This window comes from Streptomyces atriruber (assembly GCF_001418325.1).
Taxonomy (GTDB): Bacteria; Actinomycetota; Actinomycetes; order Streptomycetales; family Streptomycetaceae; genus Streptomyces; species Streptomyces atriruber.
This window is the reverse complement of sequence record NZ_LIPN01000011.1, coordinates 1-1103: the sequence shown is the minus strand read 5'-3', so window position 1 is coordinate 1103 and position 1103 is coordinate 1. Positions and strand designations below refer to the sequence as shown.

The 1103-nt window shown below is 70.9% G+C and carries 1 protein-coding gene; it reads left to right on the top strand.

What is annotated here, in order from left to right; genetic code table 11:
- On the top strand, positions 1-1078 hold a 1078-nt coding region (locus AOK03_RS00965; RefSeq protein WP_157868829.1), incomplete at its 5' end, for a (2,3-dihydroxybenzoyl)adenylate synthase.
- Positions 1079-1103: the final 25 nt, after the last annotated feature.

Sequence of the window (1103 nt, the reverse complement as noted above, 5' to 3'; positions counted from 1 at the left end):
CGCCCCCTCCGACCTGGCGTTCCTCCAGCTCTCCGGGGGCAGTACGGGCGTCCCGAAGCTCATCCCGCGCACCCACGACGACTACATCTACTCGCTGCGCGGCTCGAACGAGATCTGCGCGGTCGACGAGGACAGCGTCTATCTGGTGGCCCTCCCCGCCGCCCACAACTTCCCGCTCTCCTCCCCGGGTTCGCTCGGCGCGCTCTACGCGGGCGCCCGCGTCGTGCTCTGCCCGCAGCCCAGCCCGGAGGCCGCCTTCCCCCTCATCGAGTCCGAGGGCGTCACCATCACGGGCCTCGTCCCGCCGCTGGCCCTCCTCTGGACGGAGGCGGCGCCCGTGACCGCGTACGACCTGAGCAGCCTGGACGTACTCCTGGTGGGCGGCGCGAAGTTCAGCGAGGAGGCGGCACGCCGGGTGAAGCCTGCCCTCGACTGCACGTTGCAGCAGGTCTTCGGCATGGCGGAGGGCCTGGTCAACTACACGCGGCTGGACGACGACCCGGAGACGATCGTCACCACGCAGGGCCGCCCGATCTCGCCGGACGACGAGATCCGTGTCGTCGACGACGAGGACAACGACCTGCCGGTCGGCGAGACGGGCCACCTGCTGACGCGCGGCCCGTACACGATCCGCGGCTACTGGCGGGCTCCCGAGCACAACGCCCGCTCCTTCACGGCCGACGGCTTCTACCGCACGGGCGACGTGGTGCGGCTGACCGGGACCGGCCACATCGTCGTGGAGGGCCGGGCGAAGGACCAGATCAACCGGGGCGGCGAGAAGATCGCGGCCGAGGAGGTCGAGAACCACATCCTCGCCCACCCGTCCGTGCACGACGCGAACGTGGTCGCCGAGCCCGACGCGTACCTGGGCGAGCGGACCTGTGCGTACGTGATCCTGCGCGCGGGCGCCGAGCCCATGAAGTCGGCCGCCGTCCGGAAGTTCGTACGGGAGCGGGGCCTCGCCTCGTACAAGGTGCCCGACCGCGTCGAGTTCGTGGAGGTCTTCCCGCAGACGGGCGTGGGAAAGATCTCGAAGAAGGCGCTGAGGGCGGCGACGGCCGAACCGTCATCTCCCTGACCCACTCCTCCCCTCTCCCCTCTCC